General features: G+C 68.3%; 18 protein-coding genes. 11 read left to right on the top strand and 7 right to left on the bottom strand.

Annotated features, from left to right (window positions below; all coding sequences use genetic code 11):
* Positions 1-14: 14 nt before the first annotated feature.
* The gene (locus ATCM_RS16495; RefSeq protein ID WP_132865563.1) at positions 15-2,666 is read right to left on the bottom strand and encodes a PAS-domain containing protein; all 2,652 of its coding nucleotides are present in this window, start codon (positions 2,664-2,666) and stop codon (positions 15-17) included.
* 283 nt (positions 2,667-2,949) lie between these two features.
* On the opposite strand from ATCM_RS16495, the gene ATCM_RS16490 reads away from it, so the two are divergent.
* Together ATCM_RS16490 and ATCM_RS16485 are read left to right on the top strand one after the other, a co-directional pair.
* On the top strand, positions 2,950-4,272 hold the full coding sequence (locus ATCM_RS16490) for a dicarboxylate/amino acid:cation symporter (RefSeq protein WP_132865562.1): 1,323 nt from the start codon (positions 2,950-2,952) through the stop codon (positions 4,270-4,272).
* Positions 4,273-4,505: 233 nt separating this feature from the next.
* Positions 4,506-6,797 carry an NADP-dependent malic enzyme gene (locus tag ATCM_RS16485; protein ID WP_132865561.1) on the top strand — a complete coding sequence of 764 codons (2,292 nt, stop codon included), beginning with the start codon at positions 4,506-4,508 and terminating at the stop codon, positions 6,795-6,797.
* A gap of 92 nt (positions 6,798-6,889) precedes the next feature.
* Here ATCM_RS16485 and ATCM_RS16480 read toward each other — a convergent pair whose 3' ends face one another.
* Positions 6,890-7,255: a helix-turn-helix domain-containing protein gene (locus tag ATCM_RS16480; RefSeq protein ID WP_132865560.1), complete on the bottom strand. Its 366-nt coding sequence runs from the start codon at positions 7,253-7,255 to the stop codon at positions 6,890-6,892.
* 328 nt (positions 7,256-7,583) lie between these two features.
* Here ATCM_RS16480 and ATCM_RS16475 point away from each other — a divergent pair, with 328 nt between their 5' ends.
* The 6 genes from ATCM_RS16475 (at position 7,584) to ATCM_RS16450 (ending at position 16,540) form a co-directional block, all read left to right on the top strand.
* Complete coding sequence (locus ATCM_RS16475) at positions 7,584-8,777, top strand: HlyD family efflux transporter periplasmic adaptor subunit (RefSeq protein WP_132865559.1); 1,194 nt, start codon at positions 7,584-7,586, stop codon at positions 8,775-8,777.
* Between the two features lie 217 nt (positions 8,778-8,994).
* Positions 8,995-11,742, top strand: coding sequence for a pitrilysin family protein (locus tag ATCM_RS16470; RefSeq protein WP_132865558.1), 2,748 nt, complete (start codon positions 8,995-8,997; stop codon positions 11,740-11,742).
* A gap of 30 nt (positions 11,743-11,772) precedes the next feature.
* A complete protein-coding gene (locus ATCM_RS16465) occupies positions 11,773-13,860 on the top strand; it encodes a peptidase domain-containing ABC transporter (RefSeq protein ID WP_132865557.1) in 2,088 nt (695 codons plus the stop codon).
* 76 nt (positions 13,861-13,936) lie between these two features.
* Positions 13,937-14,134, top strand: coding sequence for a zinc-finger domain-containing protein (locus ATCM_RS16460; RefSeq protein ID WP_132865556.1), 198 nt, complete (start codon positions 13,937-13,939; stop codon positions 14,132-14,134).
* Positions 14,135-14,142: 8 nt separating this feature from the next.
* Positions 14,143-15,255 (top strand): glycosyltransferase, encoded by a 1,113-nt coding sequence (locus tag ATCM_RS16455; protein ID WP_132865555.1) that lies wholly within the window; start codon positions 14,143-14,145, stop codon positions 15,253-15,255.
* The gene (locus ATCM_RS16450) at positions 15,236-16,540 is read left to right on the top strand and encodes an O-antigen ligase (protein ID WP_132865554.1); all 1,305 of its coding nucleotides are present in this window, start codon (positions 15,236-15,238) and stop codon (positions 16,538-16,540) included. Before ATCM_RS16455 ends, ATCM_RS16450 begins: the two co-directional genes overlap by 20 nt.
* Positions 16,541-16,624: 84 nt before the next feature.
* Here the strand turns inward: ATCM_RS16450 and ATCM_RS16445 are convergent, their stop codons facing one another.
* Positions 16,625-17,554, bottom strand: coding sequence for an LpxL/LpxP family Kdo(2)-lipid IV(A) lauroyl/palmitoleoyl acyltransferase (locus ATCM_RS16445; RefSeq protein ID WP_132865553.1), 930 nt, complete (start codon positions 17,552-17,554; stop codon positions 16,625-16,627).
* Positions 17,555-17,568: 14 nt separating this feature from the next.
* Positions 17,569-17,727, bottom strand: a complete 159-nt coding sequence (locus tag ATCM_RS19170) for a hypothetical protein (protein ID WP_165931207.1) — start codon at positions 17,725-17,727, stop codon at positions 17,569-17,571.
* 22 nt (positions 17,728-17,749) lie between these two features.
* Here ATCM_RS19170 and waaA point away from each other — a divergent pair, with 22 nt between their 5' ends.
* On the top strand, positions 17,750-19,045 hold the full coding sequence (waaA, locus tag ATCM_RS16440; RefSeq protein ID WP_132865552.1) for a lipid IV(A) 3-deoxy-D-manno-octulosonic acid transferase: 1,296 nt from the start codon (positions 17,750-17,752) through the stop codon (positions 19,043-19,045).
* Positions 19,046-19,118: 73 nt separating this feature from the next.
* Here waaA and ATCM_RS16435 read toward each other — a convergent pair whose 3' ends face one another.
* From ATCM_RS16435 to ATCM_RS16425, 3 genes are all read right to left on the bottom strand, one after another.
* Entirely contained in the window at positions 19,119-20,468 is a 1,350-nt protein-coding gene (locus ATCM_RS16435; protein ID WP_132865551.1) for a TolC family outer membrane protein, read from the bottom strand.
* Positions 20,469-20,488: 20 nt separating this feature from the next.
* A complete protein-coding gene (locus tag ATCM_RS16430) occupies positions 20,489-21,136 on the bottom strand; it encodes a protein-L-isoaspartate O-methyltransferase (protein WP_132865550.1) in 648 nt (215 codons plus the stop codon).
* Positions 21,137-21,284: 148 nt separating this feature from the next.
* Positions 21,285-21,947 carry a TetR/AcrR family transcriptional regulator gene (locus ATCM_RS16425; RefSeq protein WP_132865549.1) on the bottom strand — a complete coding sequence of 221 codons (663 nt, stop codon included), beginning with the start codon at positions 21,945-21,947 and terminating at the stop codon, positions 21,285-21,287.
* A gap of 112 nt (positions 21,948-22,059) precedes the next feature.
* Here ATCM_RS16425 and ATCM_RS16420 point away from each other — a divergent pair, with 112 nt between their 5' ends.
* On the top strand, positions 22,060-23,190 hold the full coding sequence (locus ATCM_RS16420) for an efflux RND transporter periplasmic adaptor subunit (protein ID WP_132865548.1): 1,131 nt from the start codon (positions 22,060-22,062) through the stop codon (positions 23,188-23,190).
* A 3-nt stretch (positions 23,191-23,193) separates the two neighbouring features.
* A complete protein-coding gene (locus ATCM_RS16415; RefSeq protein ID WP_132865547.1) occupies positions 23,194-26,355 on the top strand; it encodes an efflux RND transporter permease subunit in 3,162 nt (1,053 codons plus the stop codon).
* The last annotated feature ends 71 nt before the right edge of the window (positions 26,356-26,426 follow it).

The raw sequence follows: 26,426 nt of genomic DNA, 5'->3' as shown, positions 1-26,426 counted from the left end.
CAACGAGCACCGACTCAGCGTGCGCGCTGGCAGGCGTGGGTCAGCAGGGCGCGCAGCGCCGAGGTGCGCGCCTGCTTGGACAGGAAGTGCCAGCCGTTCTCGCGGGCGAGTGCACGCAGCGCCGGGTCCTGCTCGGCGGTGTACAGGATCACCGCCGGGGCCTGCTGCCAGCGCTGCTGCAGCAGCGGCAGCAGTTCCGGCCCGCTGAGTGCGCCCAGGCGCACGTCGAGCAGCAGCAGGTCCGGCGCGCTGCCCGGCTCGGCCGCTGCCAGCGCGTCATCGGCATTGCCGGACAACAGTACCTGGCAACCCCAGCGTTCCAGCAGCACGTGGGTGGCGCGGCTGACCAGCGCATCGTCATCCACGCACCAGACCCGGCAGCCGTCCAGCAATGAGTCACCCCGCAGCTCCTCGGCCGCGGTGACGGAAGCGGGCAGGGCGGTGCCGGCATGTTCGCCGCGTGGCACGCTGACCGAGAACACACTGCCGTGCTCCAGCACCGAACGCAGCCGGATCGGGTGGTCGAGCAGGCGTGCGATGCGCTCGACGATGGCCAGGCCCAGCCCGGTGCCGCGCTCGCTGGCGTCGTTGCCGTCCAGCCGGTGGAATTCCTCGAAGATTTCCCGGTGGCGGGCTTCGGCGATGCCTGGGCCGCTGTCGTGCACCTCGATGCGGATGCGCTCACCTTCGCGGCGGCAGCCCAGCACGATGCGCCCGCGCGGGGTGTAGCGGATGGCGTTGGACAGGAAGTTCTGCAGCACGCGGCGCAGCAGGGCGCGGTCCGAGCGCACCACCGCCTGGGTGCGGACGTAGTCCAGCCGCAGCCCGCGCGCGGTGGCCAGGATGCCGAATTCCTTGGCCAGGGCATCCAGCAGCGGGTCCAGCGCGAAGTCCTGGATCCGGGTTTCCAGCGCGCCGGACTCCAGCCGCGAGATGTCCAGCAGGCTGTTGAGGATGCCGTCCTGCGCGGTCAATGCACTGTCGATGTGTTCGGCGATCTGGCGCGTGCCCTCGTCGGGCAAGCGCCCGCGCAGCGCCGACAGGAACATGCGCGCGGCGTTGAGTGGCTGCAGCAGGTCGTGCACGGCCGCGGCGACGAAACGGGTCTTGGAGCGGTTGGCATCCTCGGCCTCGCGCTTGGCGCCGGCCAGGTCACGGGTACGCTCGTCCACGCGCTGGGTCAGTGCGTCGGCGAGCGAGCGCAGGTCGCGCGCGGCGTTCTTGTAGGCGGTGATGTCGGCGTAGCTGGTGACGAAGCCGCCGTCCGGCAGAGGGTTTCCGCGGATCTCGATGACGCTGCCATCGCTGCGTTCGCGCTCATGCATGTGCGGCTTGCCCGAGCGCAGGTGGTTGAGCCGGCGCTCGATGGCCTCATCGATGGGGCCGGGACCGAGCAGGCCACGGCGCGCGTTGAACAGGAAGACATCGGCGATCGGCCGGCCGACGTGGATGAAGCCGGGCGGGAAGCGGAACAGCTCGACATAGCGGCGGTTCCACGCCACCAGGTTGAGCTGGGCGTCCACCACGCACACGCCCTGCGGCAGGTGCTGCAGGCTCTGGCTTTCGCCGTAGTCGGCGGCGTGCGCGGCCTGTACCAGGCCATCCTGGGCGGTGCGCAGTTCCTGCGCGTGGTGCTTGACCATGCGTTCGAGCTCGACGCGGCTGCGCTCGCGCAGCTGGGCAAGCCGGCGGCGTTGCCACAGCACGAAGCCGAGCAGTGCCAGTGCGAGCAGGCCGGCGCCGATCAGCGCGGCCTGGGTGCGCGCGGTGGCCAGGCTGTCGTGGCTGGCGCGCAGCAGGTTCAGGGACCAGCCCTGGCGTGGCAGCGGCTGCGAGATCCAGATGACGTCGCCGGCGTCGGGCAGGCGCACCCGGCGCACGCCGTCGCCGAGGTCCTCGATCGGGCGGTACTCCAACTGCTCGCGCGGCACTGGCCCGTACTGGCGGGTGTTGGCCAGCCGGCCACGGATGGCGGCATCGAGCTGGTGAAGCACCTGGTAGCGCCACGTGGGGCGGCTGGACAGGAAGATCACGCCATTGCCGTCGTTGGCGAACACGGTCTCGGGCATCTCGCCCCAGCTGGCTTCCAGCGGACGCAGCACCACCTTGACCACGACCACCCCGACCGGCACGCCCTGGGCGTCGCGGACTGCCTCGGACAGGAAGTAGCCGGGCACCGCGGTGGTCACGCCCTCGGCGTAGAAGGTGCCACTGCCTTCCTGCATGGCGCGCTGGAAATAGGGGCGGAAGCGGTAGTTGTTGCCGACGTTGCTGGACCCGGGGATGCGCCAGTTGCTGGCGGCCACGGCCAGCCCGTTGCGATCGAGCAGGGTCAGCGTCGAGGTGGTGGCCGCGCCATTGACCGCTTCCAGCTTGTGGTTGAGCGAATCGAAGACGCCGGCCGGGGCGTCCGGTCGCAGCAATGCGGCGCGGATGTCAGGGTCCAGCGCCAGCACCGCCGGCAACACGCCGTAGCGTTCGATCAATGCCTGCATCGCATCGGCCTTCAGGCGCAGCTGTTCGCGCGCCTGCGCCGCGTCGGCCTGCAGGCTGCGCCGCTCCAGGTGGCGCATCACCGCCAGGCTGACCAGGGCGACGAGCACGGCCAGCCCGGCCAGCAGCAGCCAGGTGTGGACACGTCGTCGTGGGCGGCGAAGGAAGGGCATGCGCGGATGGTCACGCAGACCGGCGGGTTTCTCCAGCGCGGCATCTGCGACGTTGACGCGCGGCCGCTGGCCCATCCGGCAGGGGCGTCGGGCGGGAACGTGCGGCAAGTGCCCGTGGCCATTGGGATTGGTGTGCAGGGTGCGGTCGAGGCGGGTGCCGGAACGTCGCCAGGAAGGAAAAGCGGCCTAATACCAATGGATTAGCTAGTACCAATGCGTTATCGGCGTGCCCGCCGCCCGCGCGTACAACACCGCTCGAAGCCGTTCTCCTTCGAGGTGTCGCATGCACGTTTCCACCGATGTCGTCGCGGTCCCGGGTGGTCGCACCCCGCTGTACCGCCAGCTGTACTTCCAGGTGCTGGTCGCCATCACCCTGGGCGTGCTGCTCGGACATTTCGAGCCGGCCTGGGGCGCGCAGCTCAAGCCGCTGGGCGATGCCTTCATCAAGCTGGTGAAGATGATCATCGCCCCGGTGATCTTCCTGACCATCGTCACCGGCATCGCCGGCATGACCCACCTGCGCAGCGTCGGCCGGGTGTTCGCCAAGGCGATGGTCTACTTCCTGTTCTTCTCCACCCTGGCGCTGGTGGTGGGCATGGTGGTGGCGCACGTGGTGCAGCCCGGCGCCGGCATGAACATCAACCCGGCCGACCTGGACCAGACCGAGGTCAACAACTACGTGGCCAAGTCGCATGAGCTGACCCTGGTCGGCTTCGCGATGGACATCATCCCCAAGACCCTGCTCAGCCCGTTCGTCGGCGACAACATCCTGCAGGTGCTGTTCGTGGCGGTGCTGTTCGGCATCTCGCTGGCGATGGTCGGGCAGAAGGGCCGCCCGGTGCTCAACCTGCTCGAAGCGCTGACCGCGCCGGTGTTCAAGCTGGTGCACCTGCTGATGAAGGCCGCACCCATCGGCGCGTTCGGCGCGATTGCCTTCACCATCGGCAAGTACGGCATCGGCTCGCTGGTCAACCTGGCCTGGCTGGTAGGCTCGTTCTACCTGACCGCGCTGCTGTTCGTGGTGGTCATCCTGGGCACGGTGGCCCGGATGTGCGGTTTCTCGGTGATCAAGCTGGCCCGTTACCTCAAGGCCGAGCTGCTGCTGGTGCTGGGCACGTCCTCCTCCGAATCGGCGCTGCCCTCGCTGATGGAGAAGATGGAGCGGGCCGGCTGCAGCAAGTCGGTGGTGGGCCTGGTGGTGCCGACCGGCTATTCGTTCAACCTGGATGGCACCAACATCTACATGACCCTAGCCGCGTTGTTCATCGCCCAGGCCACCAACACCGAGCTGACCCTGGGCCACCAGATCATGCTGCTGCTGGTCGCCATGCTCAGTTCCAAGGGTGCGGCGGGCGTGACCGGTGCCGGCTTCATCACCCTGGCGGCCACCCTGGCCGTGGTGCCGGAGGTGCCGGTGGCCGGCATGGCGCTGATCCTGGGCGTGGACCGGTTCATGAGCGAATGCCGTTCCCTGACCAATTTCCTCGGAAATGCCGTCGCAACCGTGGTGGTCTCGCGCTGGGAGGGCGCACTGGACAGCGAGCGCCTTGCCCAGGTGCTCGATGGCGCTACGCCCGAACCGGTGGGCGAGGTCGCGGTGCGCTGAGCAAACCTGCCAGCGCGTGGCGCGGGGCCTGCCCGGGACAGGGTATGGCCCTGCGCGTGCTTTCCCGATCCGCCCGTTGTCATTGCAGCGACCCGCAATGCTCGGATCATGTCCACCGGACGCCTCCGGATTGTGCAGTTGCAGCATGACCAGTGACAGCTGCGCGACAGGTCCAGACAGCGCAACGCGGTATCATCCCGAGTCCCTTCTGCCCATTCATGCCGAACAGATCGATGTCCAACGAAGATTTCAAACAGGCCGCCCTCGATTACCACCGCATGTCCCCGCCGGGCAAAATCAAGGTGGTGGCGACCAAGCCGATGCTGACCCAGCGGGATCTGTCATTGGCCTACTCGCCGGGCGTGGCGCATGCCTGTGAAGCCATCGTTGCCGACCCCTCGCAGGCAAGCGAACTGACCGCACGCGGCAACCTGGTCGCGGTGATCAGCAACGGCACCGCGGTGCTGGGCCTGGGCAACATCGGCCCGCTGGCCGGCAAGCCGGTGATGGAAGGCAAGGGCGTGCTGTTCCAGAAGTTCGCCGGCATCGATGTGTTCGACATCGAAGTGGACGAGAACGACCCGGACAAGCTGGTCGACATCATCGCCTCGCTGGAGCCGACCTTCGGCGGCATCAACCTGGAAGACATCAAGGCGCCGGAGTGCTTCATCGTCGAGCGCAAGCTGCGCGAGCGCATGAACATCCCGGTGTTCCACGACGACCAGCACGGCACCGCGATCATCGTCGGCGCCGCCGTGCTCAACGCCATGTGCATCACCGGCAAGAAGATCGAGGACGTCAAGCTGGCCACCACCGGCATGGGCGCGGCCGGCATCTCCTGCGTCAATATGCTGGTACAGCTGGGCCTGAAGCCGGAGAACATCCTGGCCTACGACCGCGAAGGCGTGATCCACACCGGCCGCACCGACCTGGACCCGGAAAAGGCGCGCTACGCCCGCGACACCGACAAGCGCACGCTGGCCGAGATCGTCGACGGCGCGGACATCTTCCTGGGCCTGTCGGCCGGCGGCATCCTGAAGCCGGAAATGGTCGCCACCATGGCGCCGAACCCGGTCATCTTCGCGCTGGCCAACCCGTACCCGGAGATCCTGCCGGAGGACGCCAAGGCGGTGCGCCCGGACGTGATCATGGGCACCGGCCGTTCGGACTACCCGAACCAGGTCAACAACGCGCTGTGCTTCCCGTACCTGTTCCGCGGCGCGCTGGACGTCGGTGCCACCGGCATCAACGAGGAAATGAAGGTGGCCTGCGTGCGCGCCATCGCCGCGCTGGCACGCAAGGAGGCGTCCGACATGGGCGCCGCCTATGGTGGTGATACCCCGAGCTTCGGCCGTGACTACGTGATCCCGCGCCCGTTCGACCGCCGCCTGCTGGTCGAGCTGTCCTCGGCGGTGGCCCAGGCGGCGATGGATTCGGGCGTGGCCACGCGCCCGATCGCCGACATGGCGGCCTACCGCGAGAAGCTGGCCCAGTTCGTCTACCGCACCAGCCTGTTCATGAAGCCGGTCTACGACCGTGCCCGTTCGGACAAGCAGCGCGTGGTCTACGCCGAGGGCGAGGAAGAAGTGGTGCTGCAGGCGGTGCAGAACGTGATCGACGAAGGCGTCGCCGCACCGATCCTGATCGGCCGCCCGGAAGTGATCGAATCGCGCATCGAGCGCCTGGGCCTGCGCATGAAGCCGGGCGTGGACGTGGAGATCACCAACATCAACGACGACCCGCGCTTCAACGAGTACTGGCAGTACTACCACGAGATGACCGGCCGCAAGGGCGTCACCGTGGCCGCCGCCAAGAACCTGATGCGCTCGCGCCCGACCCTGATCGCGGCGGTGATGGTGGCCCGTGGCGAGGCCGACGCGATGCTGTCCGGCCTGGTCGGTCGCTTCCACAAGAAGCTGGGCTACGTGCGCAGCGTGATCCCGCTGGAACAGCGGGTCAGCTCGACCTCGGCGATGACCGGCGTGATCAACTCGCAGGGCGTGTTCTTCTTCGTGGATACCCACGTGCAGGAAGACCCCAGCGTCGACCAGATCGTCGAATCCACGTTGCAGGCGGCCTACCGCATGAAGCTGTTCGGCATCGAGCCGAAGATCGCGCTGCTGTCGCACTCCAACTTCGGCAGCCATGATTCCAAGGACGCGCTGAAGATGCGCCAGGTGCGCGAGCAGCTGCTCAAGCGCAACCCGCGCCTGAACGTGGACGGCGAGATGCAGGGTGACACCGCCTGGGACGAGGCGCTGCGCGAGAAGCTGCTGCCCAACAGCACGCTCAAGGGCCGTGCCAACCTGTTCGTGCTGCCCAACCTGGAAGCAGCCAACATCGCCTACAACCTGGTGCGCGTGTTCACCAACGGCGTGGCGATCGGCCCGATCCTGATGGGCATCTCCAAGCCGGTGCACATCCTGACCAGCAGCGCCAGTTCGCGCCGCGTGCTGAACATGACCGCGATCGCGGCCGTGGACGCGCAGATCCGCAAGCAGATGGAAGCCGATCGCGCCGGTTGATGGCGGGGTCCGGGTGCAACGAAGAAAGCCGGCGCAAGCCGGCTTTCTTCGTTTCCGCGGGAAGGTGGGGCCAGCCTGGCTGGCCCCGGCGGTCAGAGCGGCGAGGCGCGCTGGCCTTCCACGATCTGCAGGACCAGCTTGCGGGTGGCGGCGCGGCTGGTGCGATAGCCCACCAGCAGGCGGCGTTCGTGCGGGTCATCGACCAGCTCCATGCCGGCCGGAGGCGGGCTCGCCGGGACGGCCTCGAGCCCGGTACGGCCGGTGGCCAGCCATTCGAACGAAACATCAGTGACCAGGGCGATGGTGATCATGCGGGTAGTGCACGGCATGATCCCGGTGGGGCTTTCCCAGTTGCCCACCGCGCTGCGGCTGACCTTGAGCAGGGCGGCCAGCTCGGCCTGGGTCATGCCCTTTCTGCGACGGGCACGGCGAATGCGATTAGCCAGTTGGTTGGGCATCCAGGTTCTCCTCCATGAGGTTGCTGCGTGAGTGCCCGGCGACTATATCGCAAGCGGGATACAATGTGCGAACAAGTGTGATAAATTGAGACAATGCAAGGAAAAGTGGATTTTCGTCAGAAAGTCTGACTTTTCGGGTCAGCGCGGCTGACGCCCGGCCCGCGTCCCCGGTGCCATGGGCAATGGGCGTCTGGTGCCAGTGCAAATGACCCTGCGGAGGCCTTGAACGAAGGCCTCCGCTTCGACACATTCGCGCCTCGCTTTCCGGGGGCCAGCCATGCCGCAATCATCATGCCGGGAGGTCAGGTCGAAGGTGCCGCCGGACCGCATGCCGGCCAGCGCGGGGACGTCACCGGCGTTGCGCCTGGGCGGGCTCGCTGGCCTGGCGATGATCGCCGCCATCGCCGTGCTGGTTTTCCTGTGCTCGGCCAGCTACACCTGCCGCTCCACCGTCGAGGGCCAACTGGTCCCGGTGCAGGGCATGCTGACCGTGACCGCTCCGGCCGACGGCGTGGTGGCCTGGTTGAACGTGGCCGAAGGCGGGCGCGTCCGCGCGGGCGGCAGCCTTGCGCTGGTGAGCATGTCACGCGCGACGGTGGACGTCGGTGATGCACAGGGCGCCATCGATGCGCACCTGCGCGAGCGCGAGCGCGGGCTGGAGGAGGAGCGCCTGGCCGGTCACGGGCGCATGCAGGCGCAGCGGCAGGGCTTGATCCGACGCCTGCACCGTGCCCGTGACGAACTGCAACTGGTCCAGGCCGAGGTGCAGGTCCGCCAGCAGCAGGTCCGCACCGCCGCCGACAGGCTGCAGCGCCTGCACCGGCTTGAAGAAGGGCGATACGTGGGGCAGCTGCAACTGCAGCAGCAGGAAGCCGCGCTGCTGGACCATACCGCGCAGTGGCGATCGCTGCAGCGACAGGCCAGCGGTGCACGGCGGCTGATCGCGCGCCTGCAGCAGGCGCTGGACGAGATGCCGGCGCAGGCACGGGCCAACGACGCCGGGCATGCGCGTGCGCAGGCGCGGCTGGAGCAGGAGCGCCTGCAGGCCGACGCCGCCGATGGACTGCTGGTGAAGGCAGCGGTCGCCGGGACGGTGGGGATACACCTGGTCAAGCCCGGCCAGGCGGTGCGGGCCAACCAGCCGCTGCTGGTGCTGCTGCCCGGTGACGGGCGGCTGGAAGCGGAGCTGCGCGTTCCCAGTCGCGTGATCGGCTTCATCGCGCCCGGCGATGACGTGCTGCTGCGCTACCGTGCGTTTCCCTACCAGAAGTTCGGGCACCAGCGCGGCCGCGTGGAACGGATCAGCCTGAGCGCGTTGCCCGACGATGCGGCCGGCCGCGGCGGCGAGGTCGCCTACCGGATCACCGTCAGCCTGGCCCGGCAACACGTCGTGGCCTACGGGAAGCCCGAGCCACTGCGCCCCGGCATGCCGCTGGAAGCGGACATCATGGGCGAACGGCGTCGTCTGCTCGAATGGCTGTTCGAGCCCCTGCTTGGTATGTCAGCACGGTGGGAAGGATGAGCGGCGTTGGCCTCTTCACGGTGTACGCATCGGGATGTTTCTGGAAACATGCCCGTGCATCCGATGCGGTATCTCCACAGAGGGATGGGCAAGGGAAGCCGCGCGACGACGGGATCGCGCAGGGAAGGTGGGGCGCGGGGAGCTTCCCCCGCCATCGGGCCTGGACAGGAATGCGGGCCTGGACAGGAATGGAAGGAATGAACCCAAGGGGAAATGGATGATCGGAGTTTCGCGTTGTGCAGTGGCGCTGGCCCTCTCGTTGGCGGGCGTGGGCGTTGCGACGGCCAGGCCGGCGCCCCCGGCCTTGCCGGCGACGGTGGAAGCCGGGCCGTGCGTGGAGGGGATCTGCCAGTACCAGTTGCACAATGGCCTGCGCGTGTTGCTGTTCCCCGACGCAAGCAAGCCGACGGTGACGGTCAACCTGGTGTACGGCGTGGGCTCGCTGCACGAGAACTACGGCGAAACCGGGATGGCGCACCTGCTCGAACACCTGTTGTTCAAGGGCACCGCGCGCAACCCCGACATTCCCGGGCAGATGCAGAAGCGCGGCATCAGCAAGAACGCCACGACCTCGCTGGATCGCACCAACTACTTCGCCTCGTTCCCGGTCAGTGATGAAACGCTGGAGTGGGTGCTGGCGATGGAGGCTGACCGGATGGTCAACTCCAGGGTGGCCAAGGCCGACCTGGACAGCGAGATGACCGTCGTCCGCAACGAGATGGAAGCCGGCGACAACAGCCCCGTCGGCGTGCTGATGAAGCGCATGCGCTCGGTGGCCTTCGACTGGCACAACTACGGCAACATGCCGATCGGTGCACGCTCGGACGTGGAGAACGTGCCGATCGACAACCTGCAGGCGTTCTACCGAGCCTGGTACCAGCCGGACAACGCGCTGTTGATCGTTGCCGGCCGCATCGACGAAGGCCAGGTACTGCAGCGCGTGGCCACCCACTTCGGCCCGTTGAAGCGGCCCGCCCGCGTGCTGCCAGTGCTGCATACGGTGGAACCTGCCCAGGATGGCGAGCGCGAGGTCACCGTGCGCCGCAGTGGTGACCTGGCGCTGGTGGCGGCCAGCTACCACGTGCCGGCGCTGGCGCAGGCCGACAGCGCGCCGTTGGCGGTGCTGGCGAACGTGTTGGGCGACAACCCGAACGGGCGGCTGTACAAGGCGCTGATGGAGCCGAAGTTGGCGGCCTTCGCCACTGCCAGCGGGGAAAGCCTGCGCGATCCCGGCCTGTTCACCCTGATCGGCGTCCTGCCCAAGGCCGGTGACGCGGCCAAGGCCGAGGCCGAGTTGCTGCGCCAGGCCGAGCAGGTCGCCGCGCGTCCGGTGAGCGAGGAGGAGGTGGCCGCGGCCAGGCAACGCATCACCAACGGGCTGGAGAAGCTGACCAGCGACGTCAACGCAGTGGCCATGGCGCTTTCCGAGTACCAGGCGGCCGGTGACTGGCGGCTGCTGTTCGTGCAGCGCGATTCGATCGCCAAGGTCAGCGCCGCCGACGTCAACCGCGTCGCGGCGGCTTACCTCAAGCCCAGCAATCGCACCCTGGGCCGGTTCGTGCCGACGACCACGGTCGATCGCGCCGGGATTCCACCGGCACCGGCGGTGGCCAGCCTGGTCGATGGCTACGTGGGGCGTGAAGCGGTCGCCGCCGGGGAGGCGTTCGAAGCCACGCCGCAGAACATCCAGGCACGCACCGAGACCTTCACCCTGGGCGAGGGGCTCCGGGTTTCGCTGCTGCCCAAGAAGAACCGCGGCCAGACAGTGACGGTGGATGCGACGTTCCGCTTCGGTGACGAGAAAGGCATGACCGGCCGCGGCATGGCGGGCAGTCTGCTGGGCTCGATGCTGATGATGGGCAGCACGCACATGGACCGGGGCCAGATCGCGGCGCGTTTCGATGCGCTGGCGACCCAGGCACAGGTGAGCGGGGGCATGCAGAGTGCGCAGATCCGCCTGTCGGGCCGGCGCGACACGCTGGCAGAGGCGCTGGCCCTGGCCGCGGACGTGCTGCGCAACCCGGCGCTGCCGGAAGACCCGTTCGAACAGCTTCGCCTGCAGGCCGTCACCGCGACCGAAGCCCAGCGCAGGGAACCCGGTGCGGTGGCATCGCTGGCGTTGGCCCGCTACTTCGACCCCTGGCCGGAAGGCCATCCGCTGCATGTGGAAACGCTGGACACCGCGCTGGAGCGGCTCAATGCGGTGAAGCTGCAGGAACTGGCCGCCTATCACCGCGACTTCTACGGCACCAGCGTGGGCGAGATCGCCATCGTCGGTGACTTCGACGCCGAGGCGGTGAAGGCGCAACTGCAGTCCCTGTTCGTGGACTGGAAGGCACCACGCGCCTATGTGCCGATCAGCACCCACTACCAGCCACGCGCGGCGATGCAGCAGCGCCTAGCCACGCCGGACAAGCCCAATGCGGTATTGCTGGCACGACAGAACCTGTCGATCAACCTGGCCGATGCGGACTTCGCCGCGCTCAACATCGCCGTCAACATCCTTGGCGGCGATCCGCTGAAGGCACGGCTGGCCGACCGCATCCGCCAGAAGGAAGGCTTCAGCTACAGCGTGGGTGCCGCGCTGCATGCCGACGAAAGCCGGGAAGGACGTGACAATGCGGGCAGCATCACCGTGCAGGCAATTGCGGCGCCGGAGAACATGGACAAGGTCGAGCGCGCGGTGCGCGAGGAACTGGTCCGGCTCGTGGCCGATGGGGTCACCGAACAGGAACTGCGTGATGCGGTCAATGCGCGGCTGGTGGTGCGCGAGCAGTCGCGTGCCAGCGATGGCGCGGTGGCCAACCTGCTCACCGACCACCTGTACTACGCGCGTGCCATGCAGTTCGAGATCGACCGGGATGCGGCTTATCGCGCGTTGACGGTCGAGCAGGTCAATGCCGCCATCCGCAAACACCTGGACCCCGGCCAGCTGAGCGTGTTCGTTGCGGGTGATTTCAAATAACGACGAAGGAGCGGCCAGGGACGGCCACGGATGAACAGCATTGTCCAATCCGAGGCCGCCGACAGCGGCCTCGCTTCTCTTGCCATGGTGGCCAAGGCCCATGGACGCCCGGTCGGGCTGGCAGAACTGCGGCGACGTTTCCCCGGCTGCGCGAACGGCGCGACGCTCGCTGGGCTGGTCGACGCCAGCCGGCAACTGGGCTTCCATGCACGGCCACGGCAGCCTGGCGCCGCACTGGCCAGCGTGGACCTGCCCTGCATCGTGCAGGGGGAGCGGGATCATTTCGCGGTCCTGCAACAGTTGCGGGGCAATCGTGCCACGGTGCTGGACCCGGTCGCGGGGACGCGCCAGATGTCGCGGTCCGAACTCTCCGGCTGCTTCGGTGGCGCGGCGCTGGTATTGGAGCCGGCGGCGATGTTGGCGTCCCCTGAAACAGGGGCCTTGATCAGCCTGCGCCGCCTGGCCGGACCGGTCCCCGGCCTGCGGACGGTGCTCGTGCAGGTGCTGGTGTTGTCGCTGGCGCTGCAGGTGTTCGTGCTGTTGGCGCCATTGCTGATGCAATGGGTGGTGGACCAGGTGCTGGTCGCGGCCGACCGCGATCTGCTCGCGGTGTTGGTGTTCGGCCTTGGCCTGGCCCTGGTGCTGCAGGTGGGCATCGACGCGGTGCGAGGCGTGGCCGTGGTTCGCCTGTGCGCGCGGCTGGGCGAGCAGTGGACCGGCAATGTGCTTGCGCACCTGTCGAGGCTGCCGCTGGCCTTCTTCGAGCGACACGGCCCGGCCGGCGTCGTCGCGCGGTTGGCCTCGCTGCGCCAGATCCAGCGGACCGCGGCCAGCGGCGCGCTCGAAGGGCTGGTCGATGGTCTGCTGGTGGTGCCGTTGCTTGGCTTGATGCTGCTGTACAGCCCCGGACTGGCAGGCGTGGCCGTGCTGGCGGTGGTGCTGTATGCGGTCGTGCGCCTGTCGGCTGCGAAGTCACAGCACATGCAGCGCGAGCGGCAGTGGGTGGCGGATGCCCACCAGCAGGCGTACCTGCTGGAAACGCTGCAGGGCATGCAGGGCGTGAAGGTGGCAGGCGCGGAATCGCGCAGGCGCGACGGTCATGACCTGCTGCGCTGGGAGGCGGCCCAGTACGAGGCGCGGCTCGCCCATTTCGACGTGGCCTTTCGTGGCACGCGCCAACTGCTGTTCGGCCTGGCACGCATCGCTTCGATCTGGATCGCGGCCGCGCGGGTGCTGGACGGTGCCTTGACGGCCGGCATGCTGATCGCCGTCCTGGCCTACGAGGAGTTGTTCATGGCGCGGATGAGTGCCCTGGTCGACCAATGGCTGGCGCTGCGCGTGCTTCGGTTCCACCGTGAACGCCTGGCAGGGGTCGTGTCGGCCATGCCGGAGCCGGACCTGCCCGGGCTTGTGGCGGTGCCCGAGGACAGCCGGATCGAAGTGGAGGACCTGTGCTTCCGCTATGCCGATGACGCGCCGTGGGTACTGGAGGGATGCAGTTTCAGCATCGCTGCCGGGGAGTCGGTGGCGATCACCGGTGCGTCGGGCTGCGGCAAGACCACGCTGGTGAAACTGATGCTGGGTGTGTTGACGCCGACCCGCGGCAGCATCCGCATCGGGGGCCATGCGCTGCAGGCGCTGGGACGGCACGAGCTGCGCCGCATCATCGGTGCGGTGATGCAGGGGGATCAGCTGTTCAGTGGCAGCATCGCCGACAACATCAGCTTCTTCGACCCGGACGCGGACCCGGCGCGGATCGAGGTCGCGGCCAGCCTGGCCGCCGTGCATGCGGAGATCATCGCCCGGCCAACGGGCTACCACGGGCAGGTCGGCGATCAGGGCAACGCCCTGTCCGCGGGCCAGCAGCAACGGATCCTGCTCGCGCGCGCCTTGTACCGGCAGCCCCGGTTGTTGTTCCTGGACGAGGCCACCAGCCATCTGGACCCGTGCGGTGAGCAGCAGGTCAACGCGGCCGTGTGCCGGCTGCGCCTGACCCGGCTGGTTGTCGCGCACCGACCCGAGGCGGTCGTCGGCGTCGATCGGGTGCTGCGCCTGGAGGCCGGCCGGCTGAGCCGGGAACCACCGCAGGTGGCCACGACCGGTGACGGCCGCGCGTAGGAGACGCCGGCGGGCGGTCCGGCACCGGGGTGGCACTGGTAGAATTGGCCGGTCCCTGATTTCGCTGAACGACGCCATGAGCCATACCGCCACCGCACCCGCCAACTCCGAGAAGCGCTACACCGTGCACCGCGCCGACCTGCCGTTGAGCTGCCCGACGCCGGAGATGGCGCTGTGGAACTCGCACCCGCGCGTCTACCTGCCGATCGACAAGGAACCCAACGGCGAAGCCGCCTGCCCGTACTGCGGCTCGGTCTTCGTGCTGGTTGACTGAACCGGACGATGCGCCGCCTGACCGTGGTGCAGTTGCTGCCGGCGCTGCACGCCGGTGGCGTCGAGCGCTCGACCCTAGAGATCGCCCGCGCGCTGGTCGCGGCGGGCCATCGCGCCATCGTGGTATCGGCCGGCGGCCGGCTGGTGCAGCCGCTGCTGGACAGCGGTGCCGAACACCTGACCCTGGATATCGGCCGCAAGTCGCTGTTGACCCTGCGGCACGTGGCCAGCCTGCGCCGCCTGTTCGTGGAAACCGGCGCGGACATCGTGCATGCGCGGTCGCGCCTGCCGGCATGGCTGGGCGGGTATGCCTTGCGTGGCATCAAGCCGCCCCAGCGGCCGCATTGGGTGACCACCATGCACGGCCTGAATTCACCGGGCCGCTACAGCGGCATCATGGCCAGCGGTGAACGCGTGATCTGCGTATCGCAGACGGTGCGTACCTACCTGCTGCAGCATTACCCGGCCACTGACCCGGGCAAGCTGCGCGTGATACCGCGTGGCATCGACGCCAGCCAGTTCCCGCGCACGCCACGTGCCGACCGGCGTCCGCGCCTGGAGGTGGCACGCCAGCATCCGGCGCTGGCCGGCGATGCGCCCTTGCTGCTGCTGCCCGGGCGTGGCACCCGGCTGAAAGGGCATGCGCACGCCATCGGGCTGCTGGCGGCGCTGAAGCAGCAACAGGTGCAGGCGCTGCTGTGGATGCCGGGGGCACGCGCGCCTGGCCGGGAAAGCTACCTGCAGGAACTGGAACAGCTTGCGGGACGACTGGGCGTGGCCGGGCAGGTGGTCTTCAGCGAGGCCACCGACCGCATGTCACAGGCCTACGCGGCCAGTGACCTGGTCCTGCAGTTGTCCGACAAGCCGGAAGCATTTGGTCGCACGGTGCTTGAGGCGCTGTCGGTCGGTCGACCGGTACTGGGGTGGGCCCATGGCGGCGTCGGTGAACTGCTGGCGCAGCTGCAGCCCGAAGGGGCGGTGGCGCTGGGTGACGATGCAGGCCTGCTGCAACAGGCATTGCAGATGCTGCGGCAACCGCCGGCATTGCCCGGCCGGATTCCCTTTACCCTGCAGGCCATGCAGCGTGCCACCCTGGATGTCTATGCCGAACTCACGCGCTGATGGTGCAGGTGCCAGTGCCCGTTGGGCACCGGCATGGGTGATTGCCTTCGTCGCCTGCTGGCCGGCGCCCGGGATTGCCGAAGCGGTGCTGGTGCTGGGGGCCTTGTTCACCGCGGTGCGGTTGGTGCAGTTGCATCTGCGTGGCGGCATCCGGCCGTTGCTGAGCATCCCGGCATGGGCGCTGACCGGCGTGTTGTTCCTGGCCTACTGGCTGCCCCAGGCGGTGTCCGCGTTCGATGCGGCCGATCCGGGCAGGACCTGGGGCAAGGTGGCGGCCGCGCTGCGCTACCTGCCGTTCATGTGGCTGGTCGCCATTGCCGTGGCCACGCCGCAACGGCGACGGATCACCTTCACCGGCCTGGCGCTGGTGACCGCGGCGTGGACGCTGGATGCGCTGGTGCAGGCGGTATTCGGCACCAGCGCATTGTTCTGGTCGATGGACCAGCTCAAGTGGCTGATCAGTGGACATGGCCTGTGCACCGCACAGGAGGTCGCCGCGGCAGATCGCCTGCCGGGCGTGTTCGGCCCGTGCAACCTGAAGTTCGGGCAGGTGTTGGCGGCGGTGTCGCCGTTCCTGCTGTTCTTCGTGGGCCAGCGCATGGGGCGCTGGGGCTGGTTGCTGGCTGCCGCATTGGTCGGCGTGGTGCTGGTGCTGGCCGGTTCGCGTGCCTCCTGGATCAGTTACGCGCTGGTCGTGCTGTTCTCCGGCGGACGCCTGCTGGGCGCGAAGCGGATGGCACTGGTGGTGCTCGCCGGCGTGGCCGGTACGGTGGCGCTGGGCCTGGGGTCGTCGCAGGTACGCGAGCGCTTTGCCCGCACGCAGATGGCCTTGAGCGGTGATGCCAGCGGCATGGACCAAGCCTTGTCCGGGCGCAGCCAGATCTGGGGAGCGGCGCTGTGCATGGTGCGCGAGCACCCGCTCAACGGCGTGGGCGTGCGCGATTTCCGGCGTGCCTACCCGCAGTGTGATCCGTCACCGCAGAGGACCGCGGCCTGGGGCGACAGCCCGGCCCTGCATGCGCACCAGATCGTGCTGGAGATCCTGGCCGAAACCGGTGTTCTCGGCCTGCTGCTGTGGATGGCGGGCGCGGCGATGGCCATCCGTGCCTGGATCTATGCCCCCCCGCTGGCCCGCGACCAGGCCCGGCCGGCGGCGTTGGCCTTGGCGACCACGGTGTTCCCGCTCAACACGCACCTGGCGTTCTATTCCACGTTCTGGGGAGGCGTGCTGGTGGTGCTGGCGGCCCTGTATGCCGGCGCATTGCTGGCCGACGAACAGGAGTGAGGCTGGCGCGCCGCCGGAGCGGGTGGCGCACGGCCAAGTGACCGGGGATGTACCGCGGCGCGGGTGCCTGGCGCCGACGCGGGCTCAGTCCTTGCGCGCGTAGAAGTTGCTCAGGCCTTCGGGCTGGCGCTTGAAGCGGCGGTGGATCCACAGGTACTGCGCCGGCGCTTCGCGGACCATGTCCTCGATGGCGGCATTGACCTTGGCGGTGTCGGCCACGGCGTCATCGGTGGGGAAGTCCGGCAACGGCGGGGCGATCTTCAGCACGTAGCGGCTGCCGACGCGACGATGGAAGTAGGGCACCACCGCACAGCCGGTCATGCGCGCGAACTGATGGGTCGCGGTGATGGTCGAGGCCGGCATGCCGAAGAACGGCACGAACACCGAATCCTTGCCGCGCATGTCCTGGTCCGGCGCATACCACAGGAAGCCGCCCTTCTTGAGGTGGCGAACGGTGGCGCGGATGTCCTCGTTGGCATACATCGCGCAGGCATAGCGCAGCCGGCCGCTCTTGACCGCCCACTCCATCACCGGGTTGCGGTAGCGGCGGTACATGCCGGCCAGTGGTACGTGGTCGCACAACAGCCGGCCGCACATCTCCAGGGTCATGAAGTGGCCGGAGACCAGCAGCACACCGCGGCCCTCAGCCTGCAGGGCATGCAGGTGCTCCAGGCCCTCGATCTCCACCTGCGGGCGGATGCGGTCGATGCTGCCCCACCAGGCACGGGCGAACTCGAACACGCCCACGCCGAGTGCATCGAAGCTGTCGCGCAGCAGGCGCTGGCGCCAGGCGTCATCCTGCTCTGGGAAGCACAGCCTGAGGTTGACCTCGGCCGCGCGCCGGCGGCTGCCGGCCAGATGCAGCGCCAGCCAGCCCAGGCCACGCCCCAGTGCGCGTTGCAGGGTCCAGGGCAGCCGTGCCGCGAGCATCGCGATGCCCAGCCAGGCGAACGTCGGCCAGTGCCGGGGTTGCAGCAACGAGGGCCGGGTGGCGGTGGTGGGTGAATCGGACATGGGGCAATTCTAAGTCACCGGGGGAAATGCAGGGCGAGCGGAGGCGGCAACGCCATCTCCGGCAATCCTCGCTGCGCCGGATGCCAGGCCGGCGTGGGTTCCGGCAGGACCGCGCCGCCGACTGCGGCATCGGCCTGCAGCCGGATCGTCCTGGCTTCCTCACTGGTTTCCATCGTTCTCCCGTATCCTTCGCCGATGCGTAGGGATCCTGTCGAACTTCTGCTGCGTGGCCTGTATTCGGCCGTGCTTTACCTGTTGCTGCCGATCACCGTCTACCACCTGGTGTGGCGCGGTTTCCGCGTGCGCGAGTACTTCAAGCGCTGGGACGAGCGGTATGCGTCGTACCCGGAAAGCGGCGGTCAACCGCGGGTATGGCTGCATGCGGTGTCGGTGGGCGAGGTCAACGCCGCCGCGCCGGTGGTCAATGCGCTGCGCGAACTGCGTCCGGACATCCGCTGGATCATCACCACCATCACCCCCACCGGGTCGCAACGCGTGCGTGCGCTGTGGGGGGACGCGGTGGACCATGTCTACCTGCCGTACGACGTGCCGGGCAGCGTGAACCGCTTCCTGGCGCATTTCCGCCCGAGCCTGGCGCTGATCCTGGAAACCGAGTTGTGGCCCAACATGCTGTTCGGGTGCCGGGACCGCGGCATTCCGGTGTACATCCTCAACGCGCGCCTGTCGGCACGTTCGTTGAAGGGCTACCGCGTGCTCAAGGCGCTGGTCTCGCGGGCCCTGCGCACGGTCACCTGCGTGGCGGCGCAGTCCGCCGATGACGCGGCACGTTTCATCGCGCTGGGCGCGCGGCCGGAACAGGTGCGCGCGCTGGGCAACCTGAAGTTCGAGATCCATCCGCCCGATCCCACCGCCGTGCTGGAAGGCTTCCACCAGCATGTGCCGGACACGCGACCGGTGTGGATCGCCGCCAGCACCCATGAAGGCGAAGAGCAGGCCGTGGTGGATATCCACAGGCGCCTGCTGGAGCGGCACCCCGATGCCCTGCTGCTGTGGGCGCCACGGCATCCGGAGCGGTTCGCGAAGGTGGAAGCGGTGGCACGCGAGCAGGGCTGGCGCGTGGCCACGCGCAAGGCACAGCAGTGGCCGGAACCCGGCACGCAGGTGTTCGTGCTCAATACGCTCGGTGAGTTGATGGCGTTCTATGCGTGCGCGCGGGTGGCCTTCGTCGGCGGCAGCCTGCAGCCCATCGGCGGCCACAACCTGCTGGAGCCGGCGGCGATGGGCGTGGCGGCGATCACCGGGCCGCATCTGCACAATTTCGCCGAGATCTCCCGACGCATGGATGAAGCCGGCGCGCTGCGCATCTGCGCCGATGCGCAGGCGGTGGGGGCGACGGTGGAGCAGTTGCTGGAGAACGACGCCGAGCGTGAGCGCATGATCGAGGCCGGGCGCGCGCTGGTCGCCAACGGGCGTGGCGCGCTGGAACGCACGCTGGAACTGATCACCCCGCAGTTGCCACCGCGCAGCTGACCGCCGGGGAGGCAGATGGCAGGCAACAAAAAAGCGGGCATGGCCCGCTTTTTCGTAAGTACTGCAGGACGGTTTACTGGGCCTGCAGCTTTGCGGTGGCATCGACCGTAAGCAGGCGGTTGATGTCCTGCACTTCGGCGATCTCCAGGTCGCCCACGGCCTGGCTCAGGGCCAGGCGTGCCTGCAGGAAGTTGTAACGCGACTGGGCGTAGTCCAGCTGCGCCTGGAACAGGGTCCGCTGGTTCTGGACCACGTCCAGCACGGTGCGGGTACCGACTTCCAAGCCAACCTGCGAGGCGTCGTAGGCGCTCTGTGCCGAGACCACCGCCAGGCGGCGGGCTTCCACTTCGCTGATGCCGGCGACCAGGTTCTGGTAGGCATTGCGGGTGTTGCGGTCCAGGGCGCGCTTCTGCTGTTCGTAGGTGTCCTGCTGGATGTCACGGGTGGCCAGGGCCTGGCGCACGCGCGACTGGGTGGCGCCACCGGCGAAGATCGGCACGTTCAGGGTCAGGCCGATCGAGTTGGTGGTCGCATCCGGGGTGTTGGAGCTACCGCCGGTGCTGTCGCCCCAGCGGGCGCTCTTGCCCCAGCTGCCGCCCAGCGACAGGGTCGGGTAGTGGCCGGCGCGGGCCGAGGACACGCTGGATTCGGCGGCGCTGACCTGCAGTTCCTGGGCCTTCAGGTCCGGGTTGCGGGACATCGCGTCGGTGACCAGCTGGTCGATGTTGCCGCGGTTGGCCGGGATGGCCGGACGGAAGTCTTCCGGCAGGCCGCGCACGTCGCGCACCGGCTGGCCGGTCAGTTCGGTCAGGGCCTGGTAGGCGTCTTCCAGCGTGTTGCGGGCAATGATGGTGTTGGCGCGCGCCTGGTCGTACTGGGCGCGGGCTTCGTGCACGTCGGTGATCGGTGCCAGGCCCACTTCCAGGCGCTTGTCGGCGTAGTCGAACTGCTTCTTGCCGGCCGCTTCGTTGGTCTCGGCCGCGCTCAGCGATTCGATCGCCACCAGCACGTTGAAGTAGGCGGTCGCGGTGCGGATGATCAGGTTGTCGTTGGCCGATTCCAGGGTGTAGTCGGCGGCCTTGCTCAGGTCACGCTGCGCGCGCAGGTCGGCGAACTGGCCCCAGTTGAACAGGGTCTGGCTGCCGTTGACGCCGTAGGTGCGGGTCTTGCTGGTGGTGCTGCCGCTGACGCCGTCGGCCTTGGTACGGGTACGGTCCAGCGATGCCTCGCCGTTGATCTGCGGCAGCAGTGCCGCGCGTGCCTGCACCTGGCCTTCCTGGGTGTACAGGCGGTTGGATTCGGCGGCCGACAACTGCGGGTCACCATTGCGGGCCATTTCGTAGACCTGCAGCAGGTCGGCGGCGTGGGCCGTCATCGGGAGCAGGGCGACTGCCAGCGCAAGGGTGAGGGATCGGCGGATCATTGCGGCTTCCTTGGAAGGTTTCAGAGTTGGAATTGCGGTGCAGGAGCAGCGCCCTGCAGGTAGTCGATGTCGGTTTCGAACAGCGATTCCACGCTGCCGTCGGCCTTGACGAGCACAGCTTCCATCACCGGGGAGGTGCCCTTGATGACGAACAGGCGGCCACCGGTGCGCAGCAGCTTGAGCAGGTGGGTCGGGACCGTTTCTACCGCACCGGTGATGCAGATGGCGTCGAACTGGCGCTGGCTGTCCCAGTTGAGGGCGTCGGCGACCTCGATGCGGACGTTGCTGCCCAGCTTGGCGCTGTCCAGGTTCTGGCGGGCGCGTTCAGCCAGCTCCGGCTGGATCTCCAGGCTCAGCACTTCGCGGGCCAGTTCGCCCAGGCAGGCGCTGAGGAAGCCGCTGCCGGTGCCCACTTCCAGCACTTCGTCGCTGGGCTGCAGGTCCAGTGCCTGCAGGGTGCGGCCTTCGATGACCGGCTTCATCATCTTCTGCCCGTGGCCCAGCGGCAGCTCGATGTCGGCATAGGCCAAGGCGCGGTGCGACTCGGCCACGAAGGCCTCGCGCGGCAGGCGGGCCAGCACGTCCAGCACGCGGATGTCCAGCACGTCCCAGGGACGGATCTGCTGTTCAACCATCAATTCGCGGACGTGGGAGTAGTTGATCGTCATGGGAAAGCTCGTCATTCCAGCGCGGTGGGCCGGCCATTTTACCGGTTAGGGGCGCGATGCGGGCCAAGCATCGCCGTGGCCGCTCGGGCGGCCGCAGTGCCGGAAGTCATTCGGACCTACGGTCTGTTCAGCTTGGCAGGGGCGGGGGTCAGCGCGGTGCATACGCCCGCAGGAAGAAGTCGACGCTGGCGGCCACGTGGGCATCCTGGTCGAGCTGGCCGGGCGCGGCACACAACCCGCACATCATATGGGAGTGCAGTTCGCCCTTGATGATGCAGAAGTACTGGCGCGCGGCGACGATCGGGTCGGGGATGTCCAGTTCACCCCGGGCCACGCGGGCGGCCAGGAAGTCCGACAGCGCGGTCTCGGTGCGGGCCGGGCCGGCCTCCCAGAACATCTGCCGGATCCGGTCGTCGGTGTCCGGGCTCATCATCATCCGCTGGGTGGCCAGGGCCGCGTCGCTGCTGATCAGCGTGAAGAACGCATGGCCGATGCCCAGCAGCTGGTCGCGCAACGGACCTTCGCTGTCGGTGACGAACAGGGCGTCGGGCATCATCTCCACGCACTTGGCCTGGATGGCCTCGCGGAACAGGGTCTCCTTGTCACCGAAGTGGCTGTAGACGGTGAGTTTGGATACGCCGGCACTGGCGGCGATGCCGTCCATGCTGACGCCGTTGAAGCCCAGCTCCACGAACATTTCCTTGGCCGCATCGAGGATGGCGGCACGTTTTCCAAGGTCTTTCGGACGGCCCGGCCCGCTGCTGCGCGCAGGCTCCCGGGAGACGTTGGTGGCAGAGGATTTGGAAGACATGAGGGAATACTAGACCAGCTGGTTCGATATTTATACTATACCGCTTCGTTCAGTAATGGCGGTGAAACCCCGGCCGCCTCCCTTCCCCCTGCGTTCGCGACCCATGATCACCATGAACAACCTCCGATGGATTGGCGGCAGCCTGTTGCTGGCCGTGCTTGCTGCGTGTGGCAAAACCGAAACCGCCGCGGTGCCGGCCTTGCCGGTAATGGTGGTCAAACCGGCCGGCGGACAGGACGTGACCGTCACGGCCTATCCCGGCGAAGTGCATGCACGCGAGGAGGCCGCGCTGTCCTTCCGTGTGGCCGGCAACCTGCTGCGGCGTGAGGTCGATGCCGGCCAGCGGGTGAAGAAGGGTCAGGTGCTGGCCGAACTGGATGTCGCCGACTACGCGCTGCAGGCCCGTGCCGCACAGGCACAGTACGCCGCGGCCGAGGCCGACCTGGTGAAGGCCCGCGACGAGCACCGCCGCTATGAGGTGCTGGCCGCCCAGCAGGTGGTCAGCCGTTCGGCGCTGGACGCACAGACCGCGGCGCTCAAGGCGGCGCAGGGCCAGGCCGACGCGGCGCGGGCCAACCTGGACGTCAACCGCAACCAGGCCAGCTATGCGCAGCTGCGGGCACCGGCCGACGGCATGATCGCCGCGCGCGAGGCCGAGGCCGGGCAGGTGGTCGCCGCCGGGCAGACGATCTTCACCCTGGCCGCCGACGGCGCCCGCGAAGTGGCCATCGCGTTGCCGGAAAGCGCCATCCGCGAGTTCAGCGTCGGCCAGCCGGTCGAGGTGGAGTTGTGGAACCAGGCAGGCAAGCGCCTGTCCGGCAGCATCCGCGAGATCGCGGCCGGCGCCGATGCGCAGACCCGCAGCTACGCCGCGCGCGTGCAGCTGGCGGCCGACGCGTTGGATTCGGTCGAGCTGGGCCAAAGCGCCCGCGTCTACATCGGGCACGGCAAGGGTGCGGCGCTGAGCGTGCCGTTGTCGGCGGTGCAGGCAGGCAAGCAGCCGCAGCAGGCCAGCGTGTGGGTGGTCAACCCAGCCACCGGCGCACTGCAGTCGCGCGCGGTGACCCTGGGGGCCTACGGCGCCGAATCGGTGCCGGTGCTGCAGGGGCTGCGCGCCGATGAGTGGGTGGTGGCCGCCGGCGGCCACCTGCTGCGCGAAGGCCAGGTGGTGCGGGCCGTGGACCGCAGCAACCGCCCGGTGCTGGCACCGGCGCCGGCTGCCACCGCGAACAAGGGGGAATGAGGCGTGCGCCGCTTCAATCTTTCCGAGTGGGCACTGACCAACCGCCCGCTGGTGCTGTTCATGATGATCGCCCTGGCGATCATCGGCACCTGGTCCTACAAACACCTCGGGCAGTCCGAGGACCCGCCGTTCACGTTCAAGGCCATGGTGATCCAGACCTCGTGGCCGGGCGCCACCGCCGAGCAGGTGTCGCGGCAGGTGACCGAGCCGATCGAGAAGGCGCTGATGAACACCGGGCAGTTCGAGTTCATCCAGTCGTACTCGCGGCCGGGCGAATCGCAGGTGATCTTCAGCGCCCGCGACGCGATGGCCTCCAAGGACGTGCCGGAGCTGTTCTACCAGGTGCGCAAGAAGGTGGGCGACATCCGCTCGCAGCTGCCGGCCGAGGTGATCGGGCCGTTCTTCAATGACGAGTTCGGCGATACGTTCGGCAACATCTATGCGCTGACCGGCAAGGGCTTCGACTACGCGGTGATGCGCGACTACGCCGACCGCATCCAGCTGGAGCTGCAGCGCGTGGCCGATGTCGGCAAGGTCGACCTGGTCGGCCTGCAGGACGAGAAGGTATGGATCGAGCTGTCCAACACCAAGCTGGCCACGCTGGGCGTGTCGATGCAGCAGGTCCAGCAGGCGCTGTCCGAACAGAACGCGATGGCACCGGCGAGCTGGTTCGAGACCGCCAGCGACCGCGTGCAGCTGCGCATCACCGGCCAGTTCAACTCGGTGCAGGAGATCAGCGACTTCCCGATCCGCGCCGGTGACCGCACCGTGCGCCTGGGCGACATCGCCCAGGTCAAGCGCGGCTTCGCCGACCCGGCTTCGGCCAAGATGCGCTTCATGGGCGAGGACGCCATCGGCATCGCGGTGGCGATGAAGAACGGCGGCGACATCATCAAGCTCGGCAAGGCGCTGGACGATGAGTTCGCGCGCCTGCAGAAGACCCTGCCGGTGGGCATGGAACTGCGCAAGGTGTCCGACCAGCCGCATGCGGTGAAGGATTCGGTGGGCGAGTTCGTCAAGGTGCTCACCGAGGCGGTGGTGATCGTGCTGCTGGTGAGCTTCTTCTCGCTGGGGCTGCGCACCGGCCTGGTGGTGGCGGTGTCGATCCCGCTGGTGCTGGCGATGACGTTCTTCCTGATGCACCAGTTCGACATCGGCCTGCACAAGATCTCGCTGGGCGCGCTGGTGCTGGCGCTGGGCCTGCTGGTGGACGATGCGATCATCGCGGTGGAGATGATGGCCACCAAGATGGAGCAGGGCTACGACCGCATGCGTGCGGCCAGCTTCGCCTGGGAGTCCACCGCCTTCCCGATGCTGACCGGCACCCTGATCACCGCCGCCGGCTTCCTGCCGATCGCCACGGCGGCATCGAGCACCGGTGAGTACACCCGCTCGCTGTTCCAGGTGGTGACCATCGCCCTGCTGGTGTCCTGGGTGGCCGCGGTGCTGTTCATCCCGTACCTGGGCGACAAGATGCTGCCGGACCTGCACAACCCGCAGCCGCCCAAACCGACCAGCCTCGCTGGCCGCGTGCGTGCGCTGCGCCAGCGTTGGGCCGACCGCAACCCGGCGCTGGCCAACCTGGTCGCGCCAAAGGAACTGACGCACGACCATGACCCGTATGGCACCGCGTTCTACCAGCGCTTCCGGCGTTTCCTCGACGCCTGCCTGCGTCGCCGCTGGCTGGTGATCTTCGCCACCATCGGCCTGTTCGTGTTCTCGCTGGTGATCTTCCGCTTCGTGCCGCAGCAGTTCTTCCCCGATTCGACCCGGCCGGAGCTGATGGTGGACATCGAGCTGGCCGAAGGGGCCTCGCTGACCGCCACCCAGGCCCAGGCCGAGAAGTTCGAGGCCCTGCTCAAGGGCCATGCCGGCATCGCCAACTTCGTCGGCTACGTGGGCACCGGTTCGCCGCGCTTCTACCTGCCACTGGACCAGCAGCTGCCGGCCACCAACTTCACCCAGTACGTGGTGCTGGCCGAAGACACGCATGCCCGCGAGGAAGTGCGCGAGTGGCTGCTCAAGGAGGTGGTGCCGCAGTTCTCCGACGTGCAGATGCGCGTCACCCGCCTGGAGAACGGCCCGCCGGTGGGTTACCCGGTGCAGTTCCGGGTGTCCGGCGAGCACATCGAGCGGGTGCAGGCCATTGCCCGGCAGGTGGCGGACAAGGTGCGCGAGAACCCGCACACCACCAACGTCAACCTCAACTGGAGCGAGCCGAGCAAGGTGGTGCGGCTGGTCGTGGACCAGGACCGCGCGCGCGCGCTGGGCGTGAGCAGCGCGCAGCTGGCGCAGTTCCTGAGTAGTTCGTTGTCCGGCACCAGCGTCAGCACCTACCGTGAAGGCAACCGCCAGATCGGCATGCTGCTGCGCGGCCCGGAGGACGAGCGTGCGCACCTGGAGATGCTGGGCAGCCTGGCCATTCCCACCAGCAGCGGCAAGCCGGTGTCGCTGTCGCAGGTGGCGCGCCTGGAGCAGGTGTTCGAGGACGGCATCATCTGGCACCGCAACCGCCTGCCGACCGTCACCGTGCGCGCCGACATCGGCGACAGCATGTTGCCGGTGGGGGTGGTGCAGCAGCTGCTGCCGACGCTGGAAGGCATCCGCGCCGAGCTGCCGGACGGCTACCTGCTGGAGACCGGCGGCACCGTGGAGGACTCGGCCCGTGGCCAGAACTCGATCAATGCCGGCATGCCGCTGTTCCTGGTGGTGGTGGCCACGCTGCTGATGCTGCAGCTGCGCAGCTTCTCGCGGGCGGCGATGGTGTTCGTCACCGCACCGCTGGGCATCATCGGCGCGACCCTGTTCCTGCTGATCTTCCGCGCGCCGTTCGGCTTCGTGGCGATGCTGGGCACGATCGCGCTGGCCGGCATGATCATGCGCAACTCGGTGATCCTGATCGACCAGATCCAGCAGGACATCGACGCCGGGCACGACCGCTGGCACGCGATCATCGACGCCACCGTGCGCCGCTTCCGGCCGATCGTGCTGACCGCGCTGGCCGCGGTGCTGGCGATGATCCCGCTCTCGCGCAGTGCCTTCTATGGCTCGATGGCGATCGCGATCATGGGCGGGCTGATCGTCGGCACGGTGCTGACCCTGGTGTTCCTGCCGGCGCTGTACGCGGCCTGGTTCCGGGTGCGCCCGGACGAAGCGACCCAGTAAGGGGTGGGAGATCCGTCCCTGGAAGGGGCGGATCTCACGCCGGAATGCTAAATTGAAGCGGCCGGCCGCTG

This window comes from Stenotrophomonas sp. ATCM1_4 (genome assembly GCF_004348115.1).
GTDB lineage: Bacteria > Pseudomonadota > Gammaproteobacteria > Xanthomonadales > Xanthomonadaceae > Stenotrophomonas > Stenotrophomonas capsici.
This window is presented reverse-complemented; position numbering and strand designations above follow the sequence as displayed.

What these genes read in the sequence shown, in the direction of transcription:
- ATCM_RS16495 (WP_132865563.1), bottom strand. Translation starts at nt 2,666, where the DNA reads ATGCCCTTCCTTCGCCGCCCACGACGACGTGTCCACACCTGGCTGCTG.
- ATCM_RS16490 (WP_132865562.1), top strand. Translation starts at nt 2,950, where the DNA reads ATGCACGTTTCCACCGATGTCGTCGCGGTCCCGGGTGGTCGCACCCCG.
- ATCM_RS16485 (WP_132865561.1), top strand. Translation starts at nt 4,506, where the DNA reads ATGTCCAACGAAGATTTCAAACAGGCCGCCCTCGATTACCACCGCATG.
- ATCM_RS16480 (WP_132865560.1), bottom strand. Translation starts at nt 7,255, where the DNA reads ATGCCCAACCAACTGGCTAATCGCATTCGCCGTGCCCGTCGCAGAAAG.
- ATCM_RS16475 (WP_132865559.1), top strand. Translation starts at nt 7,584, where the DNA reads ATGCCGGCCAGCGCGGGGACGTCACCGGCGTTGCGCCTGGGCGGGCTC.
- ATCM_RS16470 (WP_132865558.1), top strand. Translation starts at nt 8,995, where the DNA reads ATGATCGGAGTTTCGCGTTGTGCAGTGGCGCTGGCCCTCTCGTTGGCG.
- ATCM_RS16465 (WP_132865557.1), top strand. Translation starts at nt 11,773, where the DNA reads ATGAACAGCATTGTCCAATCCGAGGCCGCCGACAGCGGCCTCGCTTCT.
- ATCM_RS16460 (WP_132865556.1), top strand. Translation starts at nt 13,937, where the DNA reads ATGAGCCATACCGCCACCGCACCCGCCAACTCCGAGAAGCGCTACACC.
- ATCM_RS16455 (WP_132865555.1), top strand. Translation starts at nt 14,143, where the DNA reads ATGCGCCGCCTGACCGTGGTGCAGTTGCTGCCGGCGCTGCACGCCGGT.
- ATCM_RS16450 (WP_132865554.1), top strand. Translation starts at nt 15,236, where the DNA reads ATGCCGAACTCACGCGCTGATGGTGCAGGTGCCAGTGCCCGTTGGGCA.
- ATCM_RS16445 (WP_132865553.1), bottom strand. Translation starts at nt 17,554, where the DNA reads ATGTCCGATTCACCCACCACCGCCACCCGGCCCTCGTTGCTGCAACCC.
- ATCM_RS19170 (WP_165931207.1), bottom strand. Translation starts at nt 17,727, where the DNA reads ATGGAAACCAGTGAGGAAGCCAGGACGATCCGGCTGCAGGCCGATGCC.
- waaA (WP_132865552.1), top strand. Translation starts at nt 17,750, where the DNA reads ATGCGTAGGGATCCTGTCGAACTTCTGCTGCGTGGCCTGTATTCGGCC.
- ATCM_RS16435 (WP_132865551.1), bottom strand. Translation starts at nt 20,468, where the DNA reads ATGATCCGCCGATCCCTCACCCTTGCGCTGGCAGTCGCCCTGCTCCCG.
- ATCM_RS16430 (WP_132865550.1), bottom strand. Translation starts at nt 21,136, where the DNA reads ATGACGATCAACTACTCCCACGTCCGCGAATTGATGGTTGAACAGCAG.
- ATCM_RS16425 (WP_132865549.1), bottom strand. Translation starts at nt 21,947, where the DNA reads ATGTCTTCCAAATCCTCTGCCACCAACGTCTCCCGGGAGCCTGCGCGC.
- ATCM_RS16420 (WP_132865548.1), top strand. Translation starts at nt 22,060, where the DNA reads ATGAACAACCTCCGATGGATTGGCGGCAGCCTGTTGCTGGCCGTGCTT.